This window comes from Paenibacillus sp. W2I17 (assembly GCF_030815985.1).
Lineage (GTDB): Bacteria > Bacillota > Bacilli > Paenibacillales > Paenibacillaceae > Paenibacillus.
The window spans coordinates 1513514-1532916 of the sequence record NZ_JAUSXM010000001.1 but is presented as its reverse complement, the minus strand read 5'-3'; the positions used below and the strand labels follow the sequence as shown (position 1 = coordinate 1532916).

At 46.4% G+C, this 19403-nt stretch carries 16 protein-coding genes and 1 pseudogene; all 17 read left to right on the top strand.

Going from position 1 to position 19403, the window contains the following annotated elements:
* The first annotated feature begins 56 nt into the window (after positions 1 to 56).
* The 17 genes and pseudogenes from QF041_RS06700 to QF041_RS06615 all read left to right on the top strand — a co-directional run bounded on the left by QF041_RS06700 (position 57) and on the right by QF041_RS06615 (position 19337).
* The gene (locus QF041_RS06700; RefSeq protein ID WP_036608294.1) at positions 57 to 923 is read left to right on the top strand and encodes a carbohydrate ABC transporter permease; all 867 of its coding nucleotides are present in this window, start codon (positions 57 to 59) and stop codon (positions 921 to 923) included.
* A gap of 22 nt (positions 924 to 945) precedes the next feature.
* Positions 946 to 1770: a carbohydrate ABC transporter permease gene (locus QF041_RS06695; RefSeq protein ID WP_036608291.1), complete on the top strand. Its 825-nt coding sequence runs from the start codon at positions 946 to 948 to the stop codon at positions 1768 to 1770.
* A gap of 18 nt (positions 1771 to 1788) precedes the next feature.
* Positions 1789 to 4591: pseudogene (locus QF041_RS06685) on the top strand (alpha-mannosidase).
* Between the two features lie 431 nt (positions 4592 to 5022).
* The gene (locus QF041_RS06680; protein WP_307413064.1) at positions 5023 to 6027 is read left to right on the top strand and encodes a Gfo/Idh/MocA family protein; all 1005 of its coding nucleotides are present in this window, start codon (positions 5023 to 5025) and stop codon (positions 6025 to 6027) included.
* A 24-nt stretch (positions 6028 to 6051) separates the two neighbouring features.
* Positions 6052 to 6975, top strand: a complete 924-nt coding sequence (locus tag QF041_RS06675; protein WP_237175535.1) for a helix-turn-helix domain-containing protein — start codon at positions 6052 to 6054, stop codon at positions 6973 to 6975.
* Between the two features lie 12 nt (positions 6976 to 6987).
* Positions 6988 to 8085 carry a Gfo/Idh/MocA family protein gene (locus QF041_RS06670; protein WP_307413061.1) on the top strand — a complete coding sequence of 366 codons (1098 nt, stop codon included), beginning with the start codon at positions 6988 to 6990 and terminating at the stop codon, positions 8083 to 8085.
* A 168-nt stretch (positions 8086 to 8253) separates the two neighbouring features.
* A complete protein-coding gene (locus QF041_RS06665; RefSeq protein WP_307413058.1) occupies positions 8254 to 8967 on the top strand; it encodes a glycosyltransferase family 2 protein in 714 nt (237 codons plus the stop codon).
* Positions 8968 to 9325: 358 nt separating this feature from the next.
* Positions 9326 to 10078, top strand: coding sequence for a FadR/GntR family transcriptional regulator (locus QF041_RS06660; protein ID WP_091016565.1), 753 nt, complete (start codon positions 9326 to 9328; stop codon positions 10076 to 10078).
* Positions 10075 to 11286, top strand: coding sequence for a M20 metallopeptidase family protein (locus tag QF041_RS06655; RefSeq protein WP_307413054.1), 1212 nt, complete (start codon positions 10075 to 10077; stop codon positions 11284 to 11286). The genes QF041_RS06660 and QF041_RS06655 overlap by 4 nt, the downstream gene beginning before the upstream one ends.
* Positions 11283 to 12848 (top strand): ABC transporter substrate-binding protein, encoded by a 1566-nt coding sequence (locus tag QF041_RS06650; RefSeq protein ID WP_307413053.1) that lies wholly within the window; start codon positions 11283 to 11285, stop codon positions 12846 to 12848. The genes QF041_RS06655 and QF041_RS06650 overlap by 4 nt, the downstream gene beginning before the upstream one ends.
* A gap of 101 nt (positions 12849 to 12949) precedes the next feature.
* The gene (locus tag QF041_RS06645) at positions 12950 to 13867 is read left to right on the top strand and encodes an ABC transporter permease (protein WP_145147472.1); all 918 of its coding nucleotides are present in this window, start codon (positions 12950 to 12952) and stop codon (positions 13865 to 13867) included.
* Positions 13868 to 13883: 16 nt separating this feature from the next.
* A complete protein-coding gene (locus tag QF041_RS06640; RefSeq protein WP_091030896.1) occupies positions 13884 to 14813 on the top strand; it encodes an ABC transporter permease in 930 nt (309 codons plus the stop codon).
* Between the two features lie 21 nt (positions 14814 to 14834).
* Complete coding sequence (locus tag QF041_RS06635) at positions 14835 to 16838, top strand: alpha/beta hydrolase family protein (RefSeq protein ID WP_307413050.1); 2004 nt, start codon at positions 14835 to 14837, stop codon at positions 16836 to 16838.
* Positions 16835 to 17311, top strand: coding sequence for a hypothetical protein (locus QF041_RS06630; protein WP_307413048.1), 477 nt, complete (start codon positions 16835 to 16837; stop codon positions 17309 to 17311). The genes QF041_RS06635 and QF041_RS06630 overlap by 4 nt, the downstream gene beginning before the upstream one ends.
* 163 nt (positions 17312 to 17474) lie before the next feature.
* Positions 17475 to 17837 (top strand): Asp23/Gls24 family envelope stress response protein, encoded by a 363-nt coding sequence (locus QF041_RS06625; protein WP_307413047.1) that lies wholly within the window; start codon positions 17475 to 17477, stop codon positions 17835 to 17837.
* 32 nt (positions 17838 to 17869) lie between these two features.
* Entirely contained in the window at positions 17870 to 18478 is a 609-nt protein-coding gene (locus QF041_RS06620) for a GNAT family N-acetyltransferase (RefSeq protein WP_307413046.1), read from the top strand.
* 253 nt (positions 18479 to 18731) lie between these two features.
* Entirely contained in the window at positions 18732 to 19337 is a 606-nt protein-coding gene (locus QF041_RS06615) for a pentapeptide repeat-containing protein (RefSeq protein ID WP_036608249.1), read from the top strand.
* Positions 19338 to 19403: the final 66 nt, after the last annotated feature.

The following is a 19403-nucleotide window of genomic DNA, read 5'->3' as shown; positions in this document are numbered from 1 at the left end:
TATTCGGAGGGGGAGGCACAATCTCCCCTTTTTCCGGTTCGAATGGAGAGTGACTTATGAAAAGGAAAGCACCAGGTTCATTTCTGTTTCTCATGCCTTCCGTACTGTTATTACTTGTGTTTTTCATTGTTCCCATCATTCTGACGATCTGTTTTGCCTTTACGAATATGGCTCTGACCGGTGCGGCAGCCAAGAGTTTGGAGTTCGTTGGATTCCAGAATTTCATTAATATGTTCCATGATCCGGACTTCCGGATTAGTGTCTGGCGCACGCTGGTCTTTCTCATCTTCTCCGCAGTGATTGGTCAGGTGTTGCTTGGGTTCATTCTGGCCCTTCTAATGAAAGAGAAAAATGTGACGTTCCGCCGGGTCATCGGGATCATCGTCATTGCCGGTTGGGTGACACCCGAGATTGTCGTGGCATTCTGTATGGTTGCCTTTTTCAGTGACAATGGTTCATTGAATCAGATCCTCGGCTGGTTTGGAGCGAATCCAGTCTCCTGGTTGTTCAGTTTCCCTATGGTGAGTGTCATTATCGCGAATATCTGGCACGGCACAGCCTTTTCGATGATGGTCTATCAGTCGGCACTGGATGATATCCCGAAGGAAGTTGAAGAAGCTGCGATTATTGACAGTGCCACCGGGTTCCAGATTGTCAGACACATTACGATTCCAATGGTAAAAGGGTCCATCGTAACCAACATGATGTTGGTTACCCTACAGACACTGGGTGTGTTCACGCTGATCTATACGATGACCGGTGGTGGCCCGGGTACTTCAACACAAACCTTACCGATCTTCATGTACAACCAGGCTTTTGTGAACTATCAGTTTGGATACGGCACAGCCATATCTCTGGTTCTGTTGTTCATCGGTATTATCGCCAGCCTGTTCTACATGCGATCCATGAAAGTGAAAGTGTAACCATGAAGGAGGTTCGATCCCTATGGTCAAACATGGGCTTCAACGCAAAATCCAGTACGGGATTCTAGTCTTTCTAGGGCTCTGTTTTTTATTGCCGCTGCTCTGGATCATTCTGGCTTCATTTGACCCGAACGCGCAACAGGGCATCAAAATGCCCAGTACCTGGACCATTCAAAATTTCAAGGATGTACTCGGGGATTCGAGCAATCTTCGTTCATTCGGTGTAGGCCTGATTCTGTCGGGAGGGCAAGCGATATTGGTTGTACTGGTATCTGTTCTTGCTGCTTATCCTTTATCCCGTTATGAAATGAGATTCAAAAAAAGCTTTCTGTTATCCATTTTGTTCATGACAGCTCTTCCGATTACTGCCGTGATGGTTCCGGTATTTCAAATGTTTCTGTTCTTCAAAATGCAAAATAGCATCATTGCCACGATGCTGTTCCTGACTGCATCCTCACTTCCTTACGGCATCTGGATGATGAAAAACTTCATGGATTCGGTGCCAATCGATTTGGAAGAATCGGCATGGATTGACGGAGCGTCCGTGTGGAGTAGTTTGAGACGAATCGTGGCGCCATTGATGTTGCCTGGTATTGCAACGATAGCGATATTTACGTTTTCGGGAAGTTGGGGCAACTTCTTCGTGCCATACATCCTGCTCCAGACACCGGAGAAACTTCCGGCATCGGTCACAATTTATCAATTCTTTGGCAGCCACGGTATGGTTGAATACGGTAGATTGGCTGCATTTTCACTACTTTATACGATGCCTTCGGTTGTGCTATATATCTTCTCCCAGCGTTACATGTCCAAAGGATTCAGCATGGGCGGAGCAACCAAAGGTTAATGACAGGAGGTACGCAACATGACAACCAAAAAGACGGCACATCTCATCTCGCATACCCATTGGGACCGCGAATGGTATATGCCTTATGAACACCATCATGTACTGCTCATTGAGCTGATGGATAAACTGCTGGATACGCTCGATCAGGACCCGGAATATCGCTATTTCCATCTGGATGGGCAGACGATTATTCGTGAAGATTATTTGCAGGTTCGGCCCGACCAACAGGAGAGGCTCGACCGTTATATCCGCGAAGGACGCATCCATTTTGGTCCATGGTATGTGTTACAGGATGAGTTTCTGACTAGCAGTGAGGCCAACTTGCGTAATCTGCTCATCGGTCATCGTGATGCTCGACCTTTGGGTGTGATATCCAAGACGGGATACTTCCCAGACTCGTTCGGAAATATGGGACAGGCACCGCAGATCCTGCAACAGGCGGACATTCATAATGCGATCTTTGGGCGTGGGGTAAAGCCCACCGGATTCAATAATGCGGTGGTTGATGCAGACAGTTACGAATCTCCCTATTCCGAGATGATCTGGCGTTCGCCGGATGGTTCGGAAGTGCTCGGCATTTTGTTCGCGAACTGGTACTGTAATGGGATGGAAGTTCCGGTTGATCCGGAGAAAGCCCGAATATATTGGGATAAAAAATCTGGAGGATGCCGAGAAGTTTGCCTCGACTCCACATCTGTTGTTCATGAATGGTTGTGATCACCAGCCGATCCAGACGGATCTGCCAGAGGCTTTACGCACAGCAGCTGCGTTGTATCCTGATGTGGAATTTATTCACTCCAATTTTGACGATTACATTGAGGCAGTTACGAAGGAAGTGCCTGAGCATCTGGCGAGCATTGAGGGCGAGCTTCGCAGTCAGCACACGGATGGTTGGGGAACACTGGTGAATACGGCATCCGCCCGGGTGTATCTGAAACAGATGAATCAGCAGGGGCAGACGTTGCTTGAAAAAGTAGCCGAACCACTCGCTGCCATGGCGCATATAGCCGGGGTAAAGGATTATCCGCACCATCTGTTGACACATGCATGGAAGATGCTGATGCAGAACCACCCACATGATAGCATCTGCGGATGCAGTGTCGATGAGGTTCACCGTGAGATGGTGACCCGCTTCGCCAAGAGCAGACAGCTTGCAGAGAAATTGGTTTCCCAGAGCGCGCAGGCGATTGCCGAGTCCATTCATGTGCAATCTGCTGAGACTTGGGGAGAGGAAGCTGTGCCGTTCACTGTGTTCAACACGAGTGGATGGAATCGAAATGGAATCATTGAGATGGATCTGATTGTGGACAAAGCATTTTTCCCAGAGGGTCCTAACCCTCAGGCACTTGCACAGAAGGTGGAAAAAGATACACTACCAGCGTATCAGCTGATCGATTCGGATGGACACATGTATTCGGCAGAAATCAAGGATCTGGGTGCACATTTTGGCTATGAACTTCCGAAGGATCGCTTCCGACAGCCTTATATGGCTCGTAAAGTAAGAGTGACTTTCCAGGCGGTGGATGTACCTTCGCTGGGTTATAAGACATATGCTCTCATTCCAGTAGAGAAACAAGCAGAGATTGCTGAGACTGTTGAAGTGCCAGATACGTGCGAAGTCATCGAGGTTCAGGGAATGATGATGGAGAACGGTCAATTGCGAGTGACGGTTGAAGAGAATGGTACGGCAACGATTGAAGATAAGGTCTCCGGTGCTGTATACAGGGGATTGAATTCATATGAAAATACCGGTGATATTGGTAATGAATATGTCTACCGTCAACCGGAGGGAGAGACAACGCTGACCACAGAGCATCTGAAGGCAGACCTGCGGATTGTGGAGCAGTCTCCGTACCGGGCAGTTATGGAAAGTGTATTACGCTGGGATATTCCTGCTGAAGCAGACGAACTGTTCGAGCTGGAGAAGCGCCAAATGGTTCCTTTTACAGAACGGAAGGCACAGCGAGTTAAGAACACCGTTCCGCTGGCGATTACGACAACGTATACGTTGGAAGCAGGCAGTAATATGGTCAAAGTAAAGTCTGAATTTAACAATCAGGCCAAGGATCATCGACTGCGTGCACTCTTTCCATCAGGACTGGTGACAGAGGATCATTATGCAGATTCCATCTTTGAAATTGCCAGACGTTCCAATACATCGGCAAAAGAATGGGTGAATCCGAGTAATGCGCAGCATCAGCAAGCATTTGTACATGTGACCGATGGTGACCATGGCTTGATGATTGCAAACAAAGGGCTGAATGAATACGAGATTTTACAGCATGAAGAAGGTAGTACGATTGCGGTTACGCTACTGCGTGCCTCTTCGGAACTGGGAGATTGGGGTGTGTTTGAAACACCGGAAGCCCAATGCCTGGGACATAAAAGTGTGGAATATGCGATTATTCCATTTGCGGGCGATGCCGCACAGTCAGGTGCATGTGCGTCTGCATATGCGTATCCGATTCCGTGGACGACTGTGCAGCTAGGAGCACTTGCGTATACATTTGAGCAAGAAGGTCATGCCGGAGCTAATGGGCAGAAGGTTGAATTACCTCTATCGAAGCAATGGTTAGCGTGGAATTCGCAAGGTTCGACACTGGCATTCTCCACACTGAAGATCGCAGAGGAAACAGGAGATTTAATTGCTCGCTGGTATAATCTGAACTCCGAACCCGTTGAATTGAACGTGCAAATTGGATTCGAAACTGCCTCCGTTTATGAGAGCGATGTGCTGGAACGGGTTAAGGACACGTTGGAGGGGCACAGTCAGATGGTATCTGGGTACAAGATTGTTACACAAGGGTACGTGTTACGTTGAGTTGATTATTGAACATCATAACTATAGAAACCTCCTGTTCACGGTAGTGTGGACAGGAGGTTTTTGTTATGCGACCTCGTTATGTAAAATATATCAGGGATTTGGGCAAGTGTATAAATGTCTAATAACATTCATGTCGTGATTTTATACATTTATTGTCGCGAGTTTCTATTAAAAATAGATTAAGTCTGTGATAACTTATAGATAAATGTCAGAATATTATATAAGATGAATGTAACATTTACACGCAAACGAAGAGTGCAGAACCAATCTGTAGAAGCGAAGCGTTCGCCTTTATCCCCGGATTTTCTCCATTAAGAAAGGATTCAAAAAATACGGGGATAACAGTGATCGTAAGATGGTACTGCAATCGGAGTGGCTGAGTGTAAATTTTACAGATTCACCTTATATCCTATGGAGGTAAGACAACAGTGACTATTCGAATTGGAAAAATTAGCTTGTGGCATGTTCACGCATGGGATTACATCAAGCAGGCACAAGAACATGAGGATACAGTCATCGCAGCTGTTTGGGATGAAGATGCCAAGCGGGGGCAGGAAGCGGCTGAACGTTTAAACGTACCATTCTATGCTTCACTCGAAGAAATGCTGGCCAAGGATGACATCGATGCCGTTATTGTAGATGCGCCAACCCGCATCCATGAAGAAGTGATCACCGCAGCTGCAAAAGCAGGTAAACACATCTTCACGGAGAAGGTTATTGCATCGACACAGGCGGAATCCAACAGAATCCTTAATGAGGTAAAGGCAAACAAAGTCAAAATGACAGTATCCTTACCACGTCTGAATGCAGGGTATACGTTAACGATTCAGGATGTACTTAACCAAGGATTACTTGGCAAAGTGACTTATGTTAGAGCGCGTTTATCACATGATGGAGCGATTTCCAACTGGTTACCTGAACACTTCTATGATCTGAAGGATTGTCAGGGCGGTGCACTGATTGATCTGGGCTGCCATCCAATGTATCTCGCCAAACTGTTTCTGGGTCAGGAAGTAACAGCGGTTAATGCGAACTTTGGATATATTACAGGCAAAGAAGTGGAAGATAATGCCGTTGCAACCTTATTTACGGATTCTGGAGCAGTGGGCGTTGTTGAAGCTGGTTTTGTGAACAGCCATTCTCCGTTTACGATTGAGGTTCATGGTACGGAAGGTACACTTCTGTACGGAACACCCGAAGAAAAGCTATTGATTCGTACGAAAGCAGCACAGGGACAATATGATGACTGGACTGAACTTCCTTTGGCAGACCAAAGAGAAAGCGCATTCAATCAATGGGTTGCACATATACAGAATGATACAGATGCAACTGAAAACGTGCAGATCGCTATGGAGTTAACCCGATTGATGGAAGCTGCAAATCTCTCCGCCAAAGAAGGGCGCAGAATCACTCTGAATGAGTTGAAGGGTTAGGTTTTATTAAGGAGGTGTGCAATCTTGAGCCTGTATCCTTATGAGAAAATGCTTGAACGGCAGGATCTCCTGGAGAGACTGGATATTTCAATGGTTTGGGGACATTATGAGATTCGCGTGATGCGATTTCATCTGACTTCTTTTCCAGCGGGCCGAGTTGTGGATTTCCATAATCATGCGGAGTTTGAGTTTCATTTTATCCCGAGAGGTAAAGGCAAAGTTATTCTGGATGATCAGACACATGCACTCTCGGAAGGTATGCTTTATTTGACTGGACCGGGTGTCGTTCATTATCAGGAGGCTGATGCCAAAGAGGATATGGATGAATTATGTCTTCATGTGGATATCGTTCACAAGCCAAGGGAACATGTTGATCCTTGGGAAGCAGCAGAATCCGAGGAAACGATTGAAAAGCTGAGAACGCTTCCGCTTACTCCGGTGAATGATTATCATCGGGCAATGCATTGTTTTTTGGAAGCCTATGAGGCATGTGATCAGAAATTGTTAGGTTATTATACGTCGATCAAGCAACTGGTTATCAGCATATTACTCAAAACCGTGCGAGCATACGACACCGGGGGGAATCGACCGGAAGCCCCTGTGCGGGATATGTCGGTGTATCGCTATGAGTATGCAGTGCAGTATATGGAAGCGAATCACCCTACAGTGGTCACGCTGGAGCATGTGGCAGAGAAACTTCATATTAGCAGCAGACAATTGCAGCGAATCTTCTACCAAGTACAGCCGGAGATGCCGTTCAGCCGCGTACTGGAGGATATTCGTCTGCGCGCCGTGTGCCGCAATCTGGAGGAAAGTAACGTATCCATTGAACAGATTGCTCTTGCTTCAGGCTTCAATAATGCCAACTATCTGCATGCTGTATTTCGTAAACGTCTGGGGATGACCCCGTCGGCTTTTCGTAAAATGAAACAACCAATACTTAAGTGAGGGTGAATATATATGAGTAAAGTATATCGTATCGGAATAATTGGCTGTGGTGGAATCGCGAATGGTAAACATCTGCCGAGTCTGAGTAAACTGGATAATGTTGAACTGGTGGCTTTCTGTGATATCGTTCAGGAACGTGCAGATGAAGCTAAGCAGAAATATGGCTCTACTGATGCTGAAGTCTACACGGATTATCAGGAATTGCTCAAGGATGAGTCTTTGGACATTGTGCATGTACTTACGCCGAATATTTCTCATGCCGAGATTTCCATTGCTGCCCTGGAAGCGGGAAAACATGTCATGTGTGAAAAGCCAATGGCGAAGACATCTGCTGAAGCACAGCTCATGTTGGAAGCGGCAGAACGTACCGGTAAAAAACTGACCATCGGATACAACAACCGCTTCAGAGAAGACAGTCAGTACTTGAAGAAGGTGTGCGAAGCGGGTGACCTGGGTAATATTTATTTTGCCAAAGCACATGCGATTAGACGTAGAGCAGTACCAACATGGGGTGTTTTCCTGGATGAAGAGAAGCAAGGTGGCGGTCCGCTGATTGATATTGGTACGCACGCACTTGATCTGACGCTCTGGATGATGGATAACTATCAACCAAAAGTTGTGCTGGGTACGACCTATCATGAGCTTTCGCAACGTGAAAATGCGGCCAATGCCTGGGGCCCGTGGGACCCGAAACAATTCTCCGTAGAAGACTCGGCCTTTGGCATGATTGTGATGGAGAATGGAGCAACGATCATGCTGGAATCCAGTTGGGCACTGAACTCACTGGATGTGGATGAGGCGAAATGTAGCTTGAGCGGTAGCGAAGCGGGTGCGGACATGAAGAACGGACTGCGCATCAATGGTGAGAAATTCAGCCGTCTATACACCAATGAGATTGAACTGAGTGCGGGCGGGGTAGCTTTTTACGATGGTAAGAGCGAGAGCGCACCGGATGTTGAGATGAGAAAGTGGATTGAAGCGATTGAGAACGATCAGGAGCCGGTGGTCACACCGAAACAAGCGCTGGTTGTATCTCAGATCCTGGAAGCACTCTATGAATCTGCTCGTACAGGCAAGGCTGTGTACTTGAATAACGGTAGCGAAGCATAGAACAGACATAAAAAAAGGATAGATTTAATTGCATCGGAGTACAGAACCCTTTGTCCCGTTATTGGGGACAGAGGGTTTTTGGTGTTGCGGATACTAGCTATTGGTCCATACCATACTCTATTTCGGCACATATGATGAGAGAAAAATGAGCTGAAAAGAGGGTATGTCTTGACTAAACAAAAAACGGGTCACGGTGTTTCCATTGTTGTGTGTACCAATCGACCGCAATTTTTTGACAACATCCTGCAAAATTACAGTCGCCAGCGTTATCAAAGCAAAGAGCTGATCATTGTCCTGAATCATGACAGTATGAATCTGGCATTATATCAAAACCGGGTTCGAAAATATGCGAATGTTCATGTATATAAAATTCCGGAGAGCATTTCGCTAGGACAAAGCCTGAATGCCGGAATAACCAGGGCTCGTTTTTCGTTGATTGCCAAATTTGATGATGATGACTACTACTCGCCGTATTATTTAACAGAACAGGTGAGAGAACTGAGACGGACCAAAAGTGATATTGTGGGTAAACATTCGTGCTTGGTCTACTTGGGTGCGTCCAAGACACTGTTGGTCAGATCTCCATCCGAAAAGAATAAACCGGTTGAATTTGTACAAGGGGGGACTATTTTATTCAAAAGAGAGGTCTTGAAAAAAGTCCGCTTCACGGACCGTTCAATAGGGGAAGATGTGACCTTCCTGAGACAATGCAGGAAAAGAGGATTCAAAGCGTACGCGACCTCTCCTTATAATTATGTCTATCACCGCAGACAAAACAAAAAGAGTCATACCTGGAGAGCGGATGACAGCTTTTACTTGGAGGGAAGCACAAAACTCGCGGTTACGGAGGATTTCAGACCCTTTGCCAATAAGAAGTTGTAGAGGACAGTGCTAACCTGAGAAGCGGAGCATTCGCCTAAACGTTTCCTGAAAATAAAGCTACATCGGAAGCATACGCTATCCCCGAATTTTCCCCTTTCAAAAAGGGATTCAAAGAAATCCGGGGATAACAGTGATCGGAAGGTTGTTCTGTAATCGTAGTGCCCATGGGTGTCGTCAAATAACGAAAGCAAAGATGCATCTGCTGCGTGTAGATGCGTCTTTTTTGTGCCAAAATGCTTCAATTTGGAGGTGGTGAGAAAAAAATATGAATTTACTTGAAAAAAGTATTGCATATAAGTTTAGTCGGAATTATATTAATGGTATAAGGTCTAGACCATATACAGATCGGAGTGTTTAGATGTCCAGTACGTTTTCATTTCGTTTTGAGAAAGTATCCACCAAAAAGGTTAGTGAATTCATTAGGGAACAACTGGAAGAAGCCATTATTTTGAAAGAATTGATGAGTGAAGAACAGCTTCCAGCCGAGCGAGATCTGGCAGAGATTTTTAACGTAAGCCGCATTACCGTTCGTGAGGCACTCTCTTCACTGGAAGAGAAAGGCTTGATTGAGAAAAGGGTGGGTGCCAAAGGTGGAACATTTGTACTGCCTCTGACAGCCAATTCGCATAAACGGACCAGAGAAGAAATTAAACGGGATTGGTCACAGATGCTGAAGGTGTTTGAATATCGAACCATTATCGAGCCGGAGGGAGCTTTTCTCGCTGCTGAGCGGATCACCGCAGGCGAACTGGAGCTGCTTGAGGGCTATATGGAACAAAGTATAGAGCCAGACTGCACAAGGGAATGGTTCAGGGCGCTGGATGTGAAATTTCATCTGGCCATCGCCAAAGCGTCGGGGAATCCATACTGCGAGAGAGCCGTCAGACAGATCCGGACGAAAATTAATCCGGCGCTCGACTTGATGCCTTATGATGACCGGATTCGTACCGTCAACCACGGTGTACATATGGAGATTCTTGAAGCATTGAAAGCCCATGATAGCATCAAGTCTAAGGAGACGATGAAAAGGCATATCGAATTCTCGGCGGATGCAATCTATGCCCGTTTGGTTTCTGAATCGGACAAAAATGAAGGGAATGACAGCGAATGAATCGTTCAGAACTAATACAGCTGGCTCAGCCACTACAAGCCCAGTTAAGTGCTTGGCGCAGAGATTTACATCAGCATCCGGAAATCGGCTATGAGGAGCATCGCACATCCGCTATCGTAGCTGAGCATCTGGAAAGCCTGGGGTTGGAAGTTACACGCAATGTCGGACAGACCGGGGTTACAGGCCTGCTTCGCGGAGAGACTGATGGACCAACCTTTGCCTTGCGCGCAGATATGGATGCTCTGCCAATCCAAGATCAGAAAGCGGTGGAATACCGCTCGCAAGTGGAAGGCAAAGCGCATCTGTGTGGACATGACGCTCACACCTCCATCCTAATGGGAGCCGCCCAACTGCTTACTGGTCTTGGAAGACCGAAATCGGGCAATATCAAATTTATTTTCCAGCCAGCAGAAGAGGGACTTGCAGGAGCAAGAGCCATGATCAAGGACGGTGTTCTGGAGAATCCGAAGGTTGATGCCATCGCAGGATTACACATGACACCTGGACAGAACACGGGAACCTTGGGTGTAAGTCAAGGCGTTGCGTTCGCTTCAGCTGATCCCTTGATTATCAAGGTGTTTGGCAAGGGTGGCCACGCAGCTCGTCCGCATGAGGGCATTGACGCGATTGCGGTATCCGCTCAGGTCATCACCGCATTGCAAAATATCGTCAGTCGCATGGTCGATCCGCTTGAACCGGCTGTGGTCACCATTGGCAAAATCACGGGAGGTTATATGGGAACAGCCATCGCCCCGGAAGTGGAGATGATCGGCACGGTTCGTACACTCTCACCTGCCATTCGTGAGCGGATGCCAGCTTTGATCCAGCAGGTTGTTAAAGGGGTCTGCGATTCTTTTGGAGCAGGATGCGAAGTCATCTACGGCGATGGATACCCTGTTGTCGTGAATGATCTCGGTATGGTTGACCTGCTAACAGAGACTTGTGATCAGGTTAATGCGGAGAAGGGATGGAGCTATATCAAACCCTCCACAGGGGGCGAGGACTTTGCGTTTTATTGTGAACAGATTCCGGGTGTGTTCTTCAGACTAGGATCTGGGAATGATGAGGAACGTACTCGCTATCCACTCCACCATCCCATGTTTGATCTTGATGAGACAGCGATGCCTTATGGTGTGGGCATGTTGTCTGCAGTAGCACTTGAATTTTTGGCAAGGAATACAACTTCTGAGGGGGAGCAATCACAATGAAAAAAAGACAATGGACAGGCTTGTGGATCACGTTACTGGCAGTTGTAATGGTACTCAGCGCTTGCGGAGGAAAATCGACAAGCACAAATGATAGTTCCGCAACAGAAGGAACGGGCAGTGGAAGCGCAAGTACAACACTGACCATTGCTGCAGCAACAGATATTGAGAGTTTCGATCCGCACAACAACAACAACACCTCCAGTGAGGCGGTTCTGGTCAACGTTTTTGATTATCTAATCAAAAATGACAGTGAACAGAAGAAAGTTGCGGGACTTGCGACATCATGGGATCAGGTCGATGATACAACATGGAGATTTAAGTTGCGTGAAGGTGTTACCTTCCACAATGGCGATCCATTCACTTCAGCAGATGTAAAATACACGCTGGAGCGCGTAGCCAAGGACGAGACACTGAAACAAAATAGTTATTTCAAAAATATCGTAGAAGTTAAAGCGGTGGATGACTATACCGTAGATATTATCACGGATGGTCCAGATCCGTTGCTCCTGAATCGTTTGTCCAAAATGGGAGCTGGCATTCTGCCAGCAAAATATATTGCAGACAACGGGTTTGATGCTTTCCTGAAACAACCGGTAGGCACAGGCCCTTACAAGTTCAGTAAATGGACCAAAGATGATCGTGTGGAACTGGTGAAAAACGAGAACTACTTTGACGGTGAACCAAAATGGAATGAAGTGGTATTCCGCGTTATTCCTGAAGCCTCCACTCGTGTATCCGAATTGCTTGCTGGTGGTGTAGATGTTGCGTCTTCCATTCCATCCACTGACATTGCACGGATCGAAGGCGAAGCAGACAAGAAGATTGTCAAAGCGCCAATCCAGCGTGTGCTTCAGTTGATCTTCCGCCAGACAGAAGGCAGCATCACGGCTGATCCAAAAGTTCGTGAAGCAATTGACCTGGCTATCGACAAACAAGGCATTGTGGACAGCATTGCCGGCGGAGCAGGTATCGTAACCCGCACGTCTGTAACTCCGGGCAACTTCGGTGCTGATCCTTCATTGTACAAAACGTCACTCTATGACCAGGAAAAAGCCAAACAGCTCCTGCAAGAAGCTGGCTATGCAGAAGGTGAAGCAGAGATGACCATCTCCGTTTCTGCACAGTACAAAGAACAAGCTGAAGTTGTTGCAGCCATGCTGGAACAAGCCGGATTCAAAATCAATCTGGATGTCCTGGAAGCAAGTGCATTCAGTGAACGTTACAGCTCCAAATCATTCAAAGAAATCTTCATGATCGGTATCGGCAACTCCTTGTTCGATGCTTCGAATAACTACAATCGTTATATGTTGGAAGAAGCAAAAGGCGAGTCGGATTACAACAATCCTGAAGTAGAGAAACTGCTTCAATCTGCATTGGTAAACATGGACCCTGCGTCTCGTGAGAAAGAGTATCAGCATGTACAGCAGATTTTCTCTGAAGAGCGTCCAGCCGTTTATCTGTACCAAATGGAAGGTGTATATGGAACAAATGCTAAAGTGAACTTCGCGCCGCGCAGTGACGAGATGTTCTATGCTGACGAGATTACACCTGTTGCACAGTAACATCGGGTATAACACCGGTCATTGAAAAGATAGGCCGTGAACGGCAGGGACTGGATAACCATGTTCCTGCCGTTCTTTTTAATAAGGGAGGTGAACAAGGAATGGGCAAATACGTACTTAAGTCATTACTGCAGATCATTCCGGTACTGTTCATTGTTTCATTAATTGTGTTCATATTGGTTCGAGTTACCGGTGATCCGGTTGCGCTAATGTTGCCTGAAACGGCTACCGCTGAAGATCGTGCTGTTTTGACACAGGCACTTGGTTTGGACCAGCCTTTATATACGCAATACGTGAAGTTTCTGGGCAGTGCAATACAGGGAGACTTTGGTCAATCTTTTCGCTACAATCAGCCTGCATTAGAGCTTGTGCTGGAGAGGTTGCCTGCCAGCTTTGAACTGGCGGTAGCGGCTATGTTTTTTGCCGTGCTAATGGCTGTTCCACTTGGTGTCATTTCAGCTGTCAAACGCAATACATTTACCGATCTCATTATTTCAGGAATATCCGTTATTGGTAAGGCGATGCCGAACTTCTGGATGGGGATTATGCTTATCCTCTTGTTCTCCGTCATGTTGGGTGTATTGCCAGTCTCAGGTCGTGGAGGATTGTCACATCTGATCTTGCCGGCATTCACGCTTGGCGTCGGGCTGGCTGCGCAGATGACCCGGCTGATTCGCTCCAGCATGCTGGAGATTCTGAACCAGGACTATATTCGAACAGCCCGCAGCAAGGGGCTTGGCCGGATGGTTGTCATTGTAAAACATGCGTTTCGCAATGGATTGATTCCGGTCGTGACAATTATGAGTTTGCAGTTTACAAGTCTGATCGGGGGAACCTTGATTACGGAAACGGTATTCTCCTGGCCTGGACTGGGTCAATTGCTGGTCGTTGCAGTCAACACACATGATATGGCGATTGTACAAGCAGCAGTGTTTGTCATTGCGGTTATCGTTGTAGTAACCAACATCTTGACGGATGTAGCCTACAGGCTACTTGATCCGCGCATCAAATACGACTAGAAGGAGGTGCAATCATATGACAGGCAGCAATGAAATGCCAATTCCGGGTACAGAACAGGAACAAGACAATGGGCGTGCACCAACGGGATTTCGTTATATCTGGCAACAACTGATCATCAGCAAGACCGGAATGTTTGGTGCTGTGCTTGTATTGTTGGTTGTGTTAATTGCCATAGGTGCACCTCTACTGACGAGTCATGATCCGGCAGCAGTTAATCCGCTCAACCGTCTTAAACCGCCTGCATGGCTTGAGGGCGGAACGGCTGAATACTGGCTGGGAACAGATAATCTGGGCAGAGACATGTGGAGCCGAATTGTATATGGTGCCCGGGTTTCCTTAATTGTGGGTATGGGTGCGGTGATTGTGTCAGGAATAATTGGCGCAATTCTGGGGCTGGTATCCGGATTCTATGGGAAATGGCTGGATGCCGTCATCATGCGTGTAGGAGACGCATTCATGGCAATTCCAACCATTCTGTTCATGCTTGTGGTAATGGCGATTGTTGGCCCAGGTATTACGACGCTGATCTTTGTGATCGGTGTGACGAACTGGGTTCCATTCACCCGTGTGGTGAGAAGTGAGGTTCTAAGTATCAAAGAGCGTGATTTTGTTCATGCGGCCAGATCGATTGGAGCCAAGAACGGAAGACTGATTCTGAAACACATTCTCCCGAATATCCTTTCATCCTTTATCGTAATCTGCGGTATGAATGTCGGCACGACGATAATAATGGAAGCTTCACTCAGTTTCCTGGGTCTGGGTATCAAACCACCCGATGTGTCCTGGGGAGGCATGCTCAGTGATGGCAGACAATACGTTGCAACAAGCTGGTGGGTCGCTACATTCCCGGGACTAGCCATTACATTTACCGTACTCGGTGTTATTTTCCTTGGAGATTGGTTACGTGATGTGCTTGATCCACGTACGGAGACAACTCATAAATAAACGGAGAAGGGAGCCATGAACATGAACCAAAGACCAATTATGCCGGAGGATCTGCGTCACTATCGTTGGATCAGTCAGCCAGTGATCAGTCCGAACGGACGAGTGGCTTATGTGGAACAGACCATAGATCAGGATAAAAACGAATATAACACACAGATTCGGGGAATCTCCCTCGATGGTGATGAAGATATTGCACTTTCAGATGGCACGAAAGATTCCTCGCCTGCGTGGTCGCCGGATGGGACACAGCTCACATTCATTCGCTCAGAGGATGGGGGTAAAGGACTATGGACGCTCGATTCAGATAAAAAAGAGCCTGTCATGCTGATACCTTTTGCACGTAAAATATTGAGTTATATCTGGTCTCCGAATGGGAATTACATTGCTTTCACCAGTAAAGTTCAACCCGAGGAGCAACAGAATAAGGCTGAAGTGCATCAAGTGCGAGGTAAGGTCTTCGAACGAACAACGCCGAAGGCGGAAGGTTCCGGATGGTGGGATGGTCAATACAGCCATTTGTTTGTATATGAGATCGAAAGCGGGAAGATCACGCAGGTGACTTCCGGGCTATGGAATATCAGTGCTCCGGCGTGGTCGCCAGATAGCCAGAGCCTTTCCTTCATATCCAAGCAAGTGGAGGATGAGGAACTCGATGCGGATCTGCTGCACTTTACCGATGTATACAGCATTCGATTGGGAGAAAGTGATCTCTTCAAAGTGACGGATTCCAGCCTGGTGGTAAGCCAGTTCTCCTATTCACCCGATGGACAACAGTTGATTCTGATCGCGAGTGATCGCAAATACGGAAGTGGGAGTCACAACAGATTATATGCAGTCCCCGTTCATCGAGGTATACCCAGGCCAATCGCACCTCAAGTAGATATGCAGCTTGGTAACGCGGCGCTTGGTGATATGAAGTCAGCAGCTGCTTCTCCTTCTCCACTCACGGATAATAAGCATTCGGAACTTGGTGTATATGTACTTGGGACACAGAACGGGAATGTGGATGTGTATCATATTCAAGATAATGGAGAGTGTAAATCCGTTACGGGCGATGGTGAGAAGGATGTGTATCAGTATACCTTAACATCAGATGGTACGTCGCTTGTTATCGCTGCCTTGACCGCTGAACATCCTGGAGAGTTATACCGCGTGGATATCAACAGTGGTGAAATGTTCAGACTCACCCGCCGAAATGACGAATTCATGACCGAATTAGCCATAAATGTGCCTGTTCGTGTTGAGTTTACATCTTCAGATGGATGGCCGATTCAAGGTTGGTTAGCCACACCGGCAGTACGTTCATCCAATGGGAAGCTCCCACTGATTTTGCAGATTCATGGCGGACCTCATGCGATGTATACGGGAACATTCAGTCATGAAATGCAGACACTCGTTGCACAAGGGTACGCTGTGTTATGGGTCAATCCTCGTGGAAGTATGGGATACGGTCAGGAGTTTGCCAGAGCATGCCGTGGTGACTTTGCCGGAGGTGATTATCGGGATCTGATGGAAGCTGTTGATTATGCCCTGGCTACCTATGATTTTCTTGATGAATCACGTCTGGGTGTAGCCGGTGGCAGTTATGGTGGAGTGATGACGAATTGGATCGTAGGGCATACCCACCGTTTCAAGGCGGCTGTAACCCAGCGATGCATCTCCAACTGGTTGTCCATGTATGGAACGAGCGATATTGGAATTTCCTATGTCGAAGGAGTCATTGGTGGTAATCCGGCGGAAAACGCTGAATTCCTGTGGTCCCGCTCACCTCTTGCTCATGCACACCACATTGAGACGCCACTTCTGATCATGCACGGAGAGCAGGACTATCGGACACCGATTGCGCAAGCGGAGGAATTATATACTACGCTAAAACGATACGGCAAAAAGACCAAACTGATTCGTTACCCGGGTTCCAACCACAGTTTGCTGAAAAGCGGTAAACCTTCATTACGTATCGATAGCTTCGAACAGGTGAATGCCTGGTTCAATCAGTACCTCGGGAATGAGGAGGGCGAGCAATGAGTCGAACTCAGCTGTCCATTCCTGTAGGGCTTCTTGTAGAAAATGTACTGACAAGTGGAGAATCAAAAGAAGTGATTATTGAATGTTTACAACGTCGAGACTATTCCCGTTTGTTGCCTCTGGTTAAGGAATCCGCGATGGATTTTGATGAAAGACTACAGACAGCAGCTGATAACGGAGACGATTGGGAAAAGGCGATACGTCAAGGTTATGAGTTCAAGTTTTTGCATATTAACGGGTTGAAACGATTGCTCGATTTCCGGTTTGACCGTAAGGTGGATCGGGATTACGTTCAAGATGAGTTGTCTCTGAAGCATATTCAACTGACCGCAGAAGAGATTGAACTGCTACAATCATTAATTGGCAGGCAGTGGATCGTACAACCAGAAGAAACAGAGGCGGCAGCAGAAGGCAGAACAGAGAGCGAGTCATCCTCTCACATTCCTGTCCGTATTCAATTGAAATTCCCATAGTATGACTAGAAGAAGCCGCGATGATCGCGGTTTTTTTCTATGTACAGGTAGAAATGAGGATGACTAAATTCAAAAATTGAAATCGGACTCTGCATGATTTATATTTATATTAAATGATATTTTAATCTATCAAAAAATGCAGGTATAAAGAGGGGGACCTAGGATGTCCATTCAAAATGTTTTGGGAAAAATTCAAATATCGGATGATGTGATCTCCAAAATTGTCGGCAAGATCGCGAATACTACCAGTGAGATTTCCTCCATGTCGACAGGACTTATAGAAGGGGTCACCAAAAAGTGGAGCGGGAAAAGTCTGCAAAATGGCATAGATATTCGCAAGGTAGAATCAAGACTGGAGATAAACTTAAAGGTTGTCGTTTGTTATGGAACGAAAGTGCATGAAGTCTGCAGGGAATTGCAAAACAATGTGAGATTGCATGTGGAACAGCTGACCGGATTAACCATTGATACGGTGAATGTGATCGTTGAGGGATTATCATTCAACCAACCTGCTGCCAAGATTTAATCCAATTTCAGCTACCTAGAGGAGTGACAGCGATGAATAAGATTTCCATATCAAAAGCCAGTCCACAATCATTAGTCGGCGGGCAGCTAAATCAGATGGCACTTGAATATATGGCCTATTCGCTTGCAGGTACCAAGGATAAAGGCATTATAGAGAAAACATTTAACAAGTTATGGCGTTCGAATCAGAACCGATTCAGTCACCAATATGCTTATGAAGCCAAAATGGATAACCAAACGCTGGGCATGATCATGTGTTATCCGACCACTATAATGAACAAACTTGCTTTGCCAACGTTCTCCAAACTGTTTGAACTTCGTAAATGGAACCTGATTAAGTATAATCTCCAACACTGGAAAGAGTTCTACTCCATGGTGACATTAAAAGAAGCGGAGTACGACGAGTACCACATCGGGACATTGGCTACGTTGCCTGAAAGCAGAGGTCTTGGTGTAGGGACACAGCTCATTCATTTTGCTGAGGAGCAAGCTATAACACAAGGTCTGTCCAAATCTTCACTTACGGTTAAAAAGGAAAATCTACTAGCTATTAAACTCTACGAGCGTTTGGGATACCAGAGAGTAGGGGAAATCAATAAACCTTCGTTATCCCTGTACAGGATGTCAAAAAAACTGGTGTAATGCTTTCTGATAGGAACAGAACAAGCAGCTAACTGGAGAGTTCAACATATATAAGCCCACATTGGAACAGTTAAAAGTGTGAGCTGGATTGGGCGCTTTATGCGTTCCTTTTTTAGTTTTCAGATTTTTCTTATAAAAAAATAACTTGACTTTTGTGTGTGATTAAGCAGGTACTTGACAGGGTTGTGGTATAGTATAAAAAAGTTCTTTTAATGAAGAAAGACCGAGAAATATACTATGTGGGGTGTAACCAGTGTATCAATATAAGGATCAGGAATATGAAGCAGTACATTTTGAGGGACGTGATCTGCGCTATGGAGAACTCATAAGCTGTGTTTTCAAGCAGTGTACATTTATGAACGCTTCTATGGAAGAAATCGAAACGAGTAACTGTCGTTTTATCGAGTGTGACTTCAAAGGGGCTTCCATGAATGGTTCGATTCATACGGAATCAGCTTTTGAAAACTGCACCTTCGGTGGTGCGAATCTCTTTGCTTCCAAATTCAGCTCCTGCAAGATGACAGGCTCAGACTTTTCAGGTGCGCAAATGGATGGCATCACCCTAAGTCACGGCGATTGGTCCTATACCAATCTGAGACATACACGTTTGGGGAAACAGGATCTGCGAGGAATTCGTTTCTTTGAGGCTGACTTTACGGACACGGATTTCACCAAAGCGGATTTGAGAGACTGTGATCTTACCAGAGTTGTATTAAGCAGAGCCAAGCTGCAAGGGGCCGATCTTAGAGGGGCTAATCTGGAAGGAATCGATCTGAAATCGCTGGATATCAAAGGCGTACGTTTGGATCGTGAACAAGCTGTTCTGTTTGTACGCTCGTATGGTGCGAAAGTAGATTGAGTTGAACATACACAGCAGTAAGCCGCCCTTGAGGCGGCTTTTTTGACGTTAAAGCTTTCCCAATTC

What these genes read in the sequence shown, in the direction of transcription:
- QF041_RS06700 (WP_036608294.1), top strand. Translation starts at nt 57, where the DNA reads ATGAAAAGGAAAGCACCAGGTTCATTTCTGTTTCTCATGCCTTCCGTA.
- QF041_RS06695 (WP_036608291.1), top strand. Translation starts at nt 946, where the DNA reads ATGGTCAAACATGGGCTTCAACGCAAAATCCAGTACGGGATTCTAGTC.
- QF041_RS06670 (WP_307413061.1), top strand. Translation starts at nt 6,988, where the DNA reads ATGAGTAAAGTATATCGTATCGGAATAATTGGCTGTGGTGGAATCGCG.
- QF041_RS06660 (WP_091016565.1), top strand. Translation starts at nt 9,326, where the DNA reads ATGTCCAGTACGTTTTCATTTCGTTTTGAGAAAGTATCCACCAAAAAG.
- QF041_RS06655 (WP_307413054.1), top strand. Translation starts at nt 10,075, where the DNA reads ATGAATCGTTCAGAACTAATACAGCTGGCTCAGCCACTACAAGCCCAG.
- QF041_RS06650 (WP_307413053.1), top strand. Translation starts at nt 11,283, where the DNA reads ATGAAAAAAAGACAATGGACAGGCTTGTGGATCACGTTACTGGCAGTT.
- QF041_RS06645 (WP_145147472.1), top strand. Translation starts at nt 12,950, where the DNA reads ATGGGCAAATACGTACTTAAGTCATTACTGCAGATCATTCCGGTACTG.
- QF041_RS06640 (WP_091030896.1), top strand. Translation starts at nt 13,884, where the DNA reads ATGACAGGCAGCAATGAAATGCCAATTCCGGGTACAGAACAGGAACAA.
- QF041_RS06635 (WP_307413050.1), top strand. Translation starts at nt 14,835, where the DNA reads ATGAACCAAAGACCAATTATGCCGGAGGATCTGCGTCACTATCGTTGG.
- QF041_RS06630 (WP_307413048.1), top strand. Translation starts at nt 16,835, where the DNA reads ATGAGTCGAACTCAGCTGTCCATTCCTGTAGGGCTTCTTGTAGAAAAT.
- QF041_RS06625 (WP_307413047.1), top strand. Translation starts at nt 17,475, where the DNA reads ATGTCCATTCAAAATGTTTTGGGAAAAATTCAAATATCGGATGATGTG.
- QF041_RS06620 (WP_307413046.1), top strand. Translation starts at nt 17,870, where the DNA reads ATGAATAAGATTTCCATATCAAAAGCCAGTCCACAATCATTAGTCGGC.